The sequence below is a fragment of the Streptomyces viridosporus genome (genome assembly GCF_002078235.1).
GTDB classification, from domain to species: Bacteria; Actinomycetota; Actinomycetes; order Streptomycetales; family Streptomycetaceae; genus Streptomyces; species Streptomyces viridosporus.
In genome coordinates, this window is record NZ_MSGP01000626.1 from 1 (window position 1) to 6,326 (window position 6,326).

Annotated in this window: 6 protein-coding genes; 3 read left to right on the forward strand and 3 right to left on the reverse strand. The window is 70.7% G+C overall.

The features are described from left to right. Positions 1–21: 21 nt before the first annotated feature. Complete coding sequence (locus B7L92_RS34570) at positions 22–1,488, forward strand: non-reducing end alpha-L-arabinofuranosidase family hydrolase (RefSeq protein WP_081241185.1); 1,467 nt, start codon at positions 22–24, stop codon at positions 1,486–1,488. A 487-nt stretch (positions 1,489–1,975) separates the two neighbouring features. Here the strand turns inward: B7L92_RS34570 and B7L92_RS34575 are convergent, their stop codons facing one another. After that, the gene (locus B7L92_RS34575; RefSeq protein WP_174704064.1) at positions 1,976–2,989 is read right to left on the reverse strand and encodes a LacI family DNA-binding transcriptional regulator; all 1,014 of its coding nucleotides are present in this window, start codon (positions 2,987–2,989) and stop codon (positions 1,976–1,978) included. Positions 2,990–3,414: 425 nt separating this feature from the next. Here B7L92_RS34575 and B7L92_RS34580 point away from each other — a divergent pair, with 425 nt between their 5' ends. Together B7L92_RS34580 and B7L92_RS34585 are read left to right on the forward strand one after the other, a co-directional pair. Further along, entirely contained in the window at positions 3,415–4,380 is a 966-nt protein-coding gene (locus tag B7L92_RS34580) for a glycoside hydrolase family 6 protein (RefSeq protein WP_081241187.1), read from the forward strand. A gap of 321 nt (positions 4,381–4,701) precedes the next feature. Continuing rightward, a complete protein-coding gene (locus B7L92_RS34585) occupies positions 4,702–5,229 on the forward strand; it encodes a hypothetical protein (protein ID WP_255311271.1) in 528 nt (175 codons plus the stop codon). Positions 5,230–5,275: 46 nt separating this feature from the next. Here the strand turns inward: B7L92_RS34585 and B7L92_RS34590 are convergent, their stop codons facing one another. After that, positions 5,276–5,467, reverse strand: a complete 192-nt coding sequence (locus tag B7L92_RS34590) for a DUF397 domain-containing protein (protein WP_081241189.1) — start codon at positions 5,465–5,467, stop codon at positions 5,276–5,278. After that, on the reverse strand, positions 5,464–6,326 hold an 863-nt coding region (locus tag B7L92_RS34595; protein WP_081241190.1), incomplete at its 5' end, for a helix-turn-helix domain-containing protein. The genes B7L92_RS34595 and B7L92_RS34590, both read right to left, overlap by 4 nt.

The following is a 6,326-nucleotide window of genomic DNA, read 5'->3' on the forward strand; positions in this document are numbered from 1 at the left end:
CACCCCCAAGGAGGCCCTCTGATGCGGTTTCGCCACCCCTTCCCGGTCCGTCCGAGACGCTTACTCGGCGTCCTAGCTCCCTTGCTGCTGGTGGCCGCCTTCCTCGGTGCCCAACCCGCCCAGGCCGCGACCGTGGACCCCAACGCCTCGTACGTGCTGGTCAACCGCAACAGCGGCAAAGCCCTGGACGTCTACAACATGGCGACCGGCGACGGCGCCCGTATCACCCAGTGGACCAGGAACGACCAGAACCAGCAGCAGTGGCAGTTCGTCGACTCCGGGGACGGCTACTACCGCATCAAGTCCCGCCACTCGGGCAAGGTGCTGGACGTCCACAACTGGTCCACCGCGAACGGCGGCTCGATCGTCCAGTGGTCCGACCTGAACGGCACCAACCAGCAGTGGCGACTGGCCGACAGCTCGGACGGCTACGTGAGGCTCATCTCGCGCCACAGCAACAAGGCCCTCGAAGTGCAGGGCGCCTCCACCGCCGACAACGCGAACATCGTCCAGTACGACGACTGGGGCGGCACCAACCAGCAGTGGCGGCTCGTCAAGGTCGGCGCCGACACCCCCGGCTCGTGCGACCTTCCCTCGAGCTACCGCTGGACATCGACGGGCGCGCTGGCGCAGCCCAAGCAGGGGTGGGTCTCGCTCAAGGACTTCACCGTCGCCCCCTACAACGGCAGGCAACTCGTCTACGCGACCACGCACGACACGGGGACGCGGTGGGGTTCGATGAACTTCGGCCTGTTCACCAACTGGTCGGAGATGGCCTCGGCCAGCCAGAACACGATGTCCAGTTCCACCGTCGCACCCACGCTCTTCTACTTCGCGCCGAAGAACATCTGGGTGCTCGCCTACCAGTGGGGCGGGACCGCCTTCTCCTACCGGACCTCGAGCGACCCCACCAACCCGAACGGCTGGTCGTCCGAGCAGGTGCTCTTCTCCGGAAGCATCTCCGGCTCCGGAACAGGGCCCATCGACCAGACACTCATCGGTGACGGCACGAACATGTACCTGTTCTTCGCCGGCGACAACGGCAAGATCTACCGGGCCAGCATGCCGATCGGGAACTTCCCGGGCAGCTTCGGCTCGACCTCGACGGTGGTCATGAGCGACACGACGAACAACCTGTTCGAAGCCCCGCAGGTCTACAAGCTGCAGGGCCAGAACCGTTACCTCATGATCGTCGAGGCGATCGGCTCGCAGGGCCGGTACTTCCGCTCGTTCACGGCCACCAGCCTGAACGGCTCGTGGACACCCCAGGCCGCGACCGAGAGCAACCCCTTCGCCGGCAAGGCCAACAGTGGTGCCACCTGGACCAACGACATCAGCCACGGCGAACTGCTCCGCACCAGCGCCGATCAGACCATGACCGTCGATCCCTGCAACCTGCAGCTGCTCTACCAGGGACGCAGCCCCAACTCCGGCGGCGACTACGGCCTCCTGCCCTACCGTCCGGGTCTGCTGACACTGCAGCGCTGACTGCCTGACACGGGTCCGGCCCCGGTAGGGAGCCGGCGTGGCGGGCTCGGCGGAAGGCCGAGCCCGCCACGCCGTGGTCCGAGAAGATCTCCTCGTACCGGACCGGGGCGTTCTTCCTGAACCTGCGGTGCGGCGGCCTCACCACCCGGCCGCCGGTGCGCGCGCCCAGGCCCTGGTGACCGACATCGGCGAAAACGCCGGCCGTGCCCGTCGGCCAGGAGCCTGCCCGGTCCCCGCCGGCGGGTGTGGGTGATGTTCGCCGCGGGCGGCGACCACAACGGTCCGCCGTGGCGGCCGGGCCCGCTCACCCGGACCGGCTCAACCCGCCGACGGCGTGGGCCCCGCCGCTCGTGCGGGCCCACTGCCCCTTCGCTCCGGCGTTCCCGCCGACGACGCCCGGGCCGTACGGCGGGGGACGGAACCCCTGCGGAAAGCCGGCCGATTCGTCCCGGGCGCCCAGCACGTCATGCCGCTCGGGGCAGGCCCGTCAGGCGCTGGAGCGGGTGACCAGGCGCGTGGGCAGGATCAGTGGGGTGGGGTCCTGGCCGTTGACGAGCGCGACGAGCATGCGCGCCATCTCCCGTCCGAAGGCCGTTATGGGCTGATGGACGGTGGTGAGCGGCGGGTCGGCGATCCGGGCGACGGCCAGGTCGTCGAAACCGACCACGGCGACGTCGGCGGGGACCGGCCGGCCGGCCTCGCGCAACGTGCGCAGCGCTCCCGCCCCCATGTTGTCGTTGGCGGCGAACACCCCGTCCAGGTCGGGATGCTCCGCCAGCAGCACGGCCATGGCGGCGGCTCCGCTGGGCTCGGTGAAGTCCCCCTCCTGCGGCGGGAACGGATCGAGCCCGGCCGCCAGCATGGCGTCCCGGTAGCCGCGGTACCGGGCGCGCCCGGCCTCGGTGTCCAGACGCCCGCAGATGGCGGCCACACGAGTCCGGCCGCGCGAGGCCAGGTACTCGGTCGCCTCGCGCGCTCCGCCGACGTTGTCGACGTCCACGTACCACCGGGGCACCGGACCGACCGGGCGCCCTCCGAACACGACGGGCATCTCGGCCTCCTCGGCCATGCGGATCAGTGGATCGTCCTCGCGCAGCGCCATCAGCATGACGCCGTCGGCGCCCTTGGAGCGAAGGAGCTCCCCCACCCGCTTGCGGCCCCGGTCGGAGGCGGCCAGGCACAGCATCAGGTGCAGGTCGGCCTCCTCCAGAGCACCCGACGCCCCCACGATCACCTGGGCGAAGAACGGATCCGCGAAGATCGACGGATCTTCCCCCGAGACGACGAGGGCGGCCGCTCCCGCCCGGCGGGTGGCCAGAGCGCGGGCGGTCGGGTTGGGCACGTAACCGAGCTGCCGGACGGCCCGTTCCACCGCCTCGCGTTTGGCGCGGCTGACGTGTGGGGCGTTGTTGAGGGCGCGGGAGGCCACGGAGCGGGAGACACCGGCGCGTTCGGCCACCTCGTCGAGCGTCGGTTGCCGACGCGGCGCATTCTCTGCCACGGACCGCGATCCTTCCCTCTCGACCGGACGGGAAACGTCTCACCCCGGCCCTGACGCCGCCACCCGCCCGGCGGATGAGGCAGGCCGGGCACGGAGCCCTCGACACAACCAGGAACTGGGAGCGCTTCCAGTTCCAGGACCGCGAAGTCCGGTTTTCGCCATACCGGGAGTGAGTGCGCGGCGGCTCTTGACAGCTCCAGCAGCCGACCACACGATACCGAGCACACCCCCAAAGGCTCCGGTGCTCCTGGGAGCGCTTCCAATGGGAGCGCTCCCAGCACTCACCTCCGGTCCTCCGAGCGTGCCGTCCCCGTTGAAGAGACCGTCGGCACAGGGGGACGTCGTACCACCGCACTTCCTCAGCGCGCCGCACGCTCGGGACGAGAGCGTGCGACGCACCCCCACCAGGAAACCGAGGTACCGCCATGCGCCGCAGAATCCGCGCCCTCACGGCAGCGCTCCTCGCCCTGCCGCTGACGCTCGCCGTCGCACCGTCCGCCCACGCCGCCGACCCGACCACCATGACCAACGGCTTCTACGCGGACCCCGACTCCAGCGCCAAGAGGTGGGCCGCCGCCAACTCCGGCGACGGCCGGGCACCCGCGATCAACACCTCCATCGCCCATACCCCGACGGCCCGCTGGTTCGGCTCGTGGAGCGGTGCCATCGGCACTGCCACGGGTGCGTACGCGGGGGCGGCGGACCGCGCGGACAAACTGCCCGTCCTCGTCGCCTACAACATCTACAACCGCGACTACTGCGGCGGGCACTCCGCGGGCGGAGCCGCCTCGCCGTCCGCCTACGCGAACTGGATCGCACAATTCGCCGGCGGGATAGCCGACCGCCCGGCCCTCGTGATCCTCGAACCGGACTCCCTCGGGGACTACGGCTGCATGACACCGGCTCAGGTCGCGGAACGCCAGGGCATGCTCACCGGAGCCCTCGCCCAGTTCAACCGCCAGGCCCCCAACACCTGGGTCTACCTCGACGCCGGCAACCCCGCCTGGGCCGGCCCGGCGACCATGGCCCAGCGCCTTCACGAAGCCGGCCTCCGGCAGGCCCACGGCTTCTCGCTCAACATCTCCAACTACCTCACCACGGCCGAGAACACCGCCTACGGCAACGCCGTCAACAGCGAACTGAACGCCCGCTACGGCTACACCAAGCCGTTCGTCGTGGACACCAGCCGCAACGGCAACGGCTCCAACGGCCAGTGGTGCAACCCCTCCGGCCGCCGCATCGGCACCCCCACCCGGCTGGGCGGAGGCGCCGAGATGCTCTTGTGGATCAAGGTTCCGGGCGAGTCCGACGGCAACTGCGGCGTCGGAGCCGGATCCTCCGCCGGACAGTTCCTCCCCGAGGTCGCCTACAAGATGATCTACGGTTACTGATCCAGGACTCCCGCGGCCCGGGCCGTCCCGGCCCACACGCGGGACGCGCGACGCCTCTCGCCGTCGGCGCAGGAAGCCCTGCGGCTGCGGGCGGTGGCCGCGTCGGTGGCGGGTCGGGACCGTGAGCCGGAGCCGGCGGGACGGCTTCCTCGGCAGCTTCCGGCCCCGCCGGTCCACGCGGGCCGGATGCCGCCGCCCGAGGCCCCGCGAGGCGTCACCCCGCCCCCGGCCAGGGCCCCGCCACGACTGACCTACCCTGGGGTGGCCCCACCGGTGGCCACCCCAGGGCGTGCCCCATCGCTCGACCAAGGAACAACGCACGTGGTACGTCGAAGCCAGAGCAGCAATCCCCGTTCGGTCGTCGTCCTGACCTCGGGTACGGACTGGGGCACCCGTGCCGCCGGGCAGCGGCGGAGCAGCGGGGCCGAGTCCCCGACACCCCGGCGGCAGCCCGCGAAGATCAAGGCCTTGCAGCAGGCCATCAGGCTGGCCAACCTCGCCATCGACAAGAAGAACTGGACCGCAGCGCGCTATGCGCTCAGCCGGGCCCGCGCCCTGACCAACGCCCTCCCCGCCGACGTGGCCGTTCGAGAACGCGAGAAACTCTCAGCGGCACGCAAGAGGTACGCGGCACGCAACACGCCGGCCGCGAAGAACGCCAAGCAGGCGAAGGCGACCCCGGCCAAGCGCGCGGGTGACAAGAAGCCCGCCCCGAAGAAGTCCACGGCGAAGAGCGCCGCCCAGCAGCCGAAACCCGCGCCCGTGCGCGACCTCGGTGACCGTTTCATCAACCGCGCGGCCCTCGGCTACGGCCCCACGGGCGAGACCGAGGGCTCCCGAACGCGGTGAGGGCGTGCCGTCCGCCGCTCCGTCGGACGGCACTCCCCCAAGTCGCTCAGCACTCCGACGCGAACCGCACGAACCGCCCCCAGCCTTCACGGCCGACGGCGAAGGCCGGGCGGGTCACGTCCTTGGAGTCCCGTACGTGGACGGCCTGTTCGGCGATCGCGACCTCCACGCAGTCGTCTCCCTGGGTGCCGCTGTAGCTGGACTTGAACCAGGCGAGTTCCGACGTACCACTGCTCATAGCTCTCCTCGCAGTCGCTCCAGCAGGTCCCGGGATTCCTTGGGGTTGAGGGCCTGCGAGCGCAGTATGTCATAGCGTCGACAGAGCAGACTCATCTCTTTCGCGTCGGAGATCAGCCGTCCGTTCTGCTGCCCCTCGGAGTACCCAAGCCGCCGCCCCTCCGGGGTTTCCAGGATCCGCACAGGCCCGTCCAGGCAGCCGTGGAACTCCAATTCCACCGGCACCACTTGAAGCGTCACGTTGCGCGGCGCGGTCAGCTCAAGCACGTGGTCCAGCATGTTCGCCTGAACCTGCGCCCCACCCAGCCCACGCCGGAAAACCGACTCCTCCACGATGAAGCCGAACGGCACGGTCGGCCGCTCCCGCATCATCGCCTGTCGTTCCATTCGAGCCGCGACCTGTGCCTCCGTCTGCTCGTCGGTCAGCAACGGGATGCTGTTGTCGAACACCGCCCGCGCGTACGCCTCCGACTGCAACAACCCCGGCACCAACCGGCACTCGTACGTGCACAGGCTCACCGCCTCCCGCTCCAGCCGAGCCCACCGCCGGAACCACGCCGCCAGCCCCGCCTCCCCGCGCGTCAGATGCCGCGCGGCCTTCCGCAGCGCACCCGTGTTGCCGAGGGCCTCCTCCGCCCGCTCCACGAACGCCTCGTCCGGCATCCGGCGCCCCAACTCCACCGTGTGTTTCGAGTACTGGACCCGGGCGCCGAGGTCGACCCGGCTGAGTCCCGCGTGCTCGCGCAGTGCCTGGACGACGGCGCCGAACGTCCGCAGGCTGTCCGACGGATGCGGTTCCCGCTCCCACTCCCCCGCCGGAACCGCCCGCGCGCCGGCGCTTCCGGCCGCCTCCCCCTCGA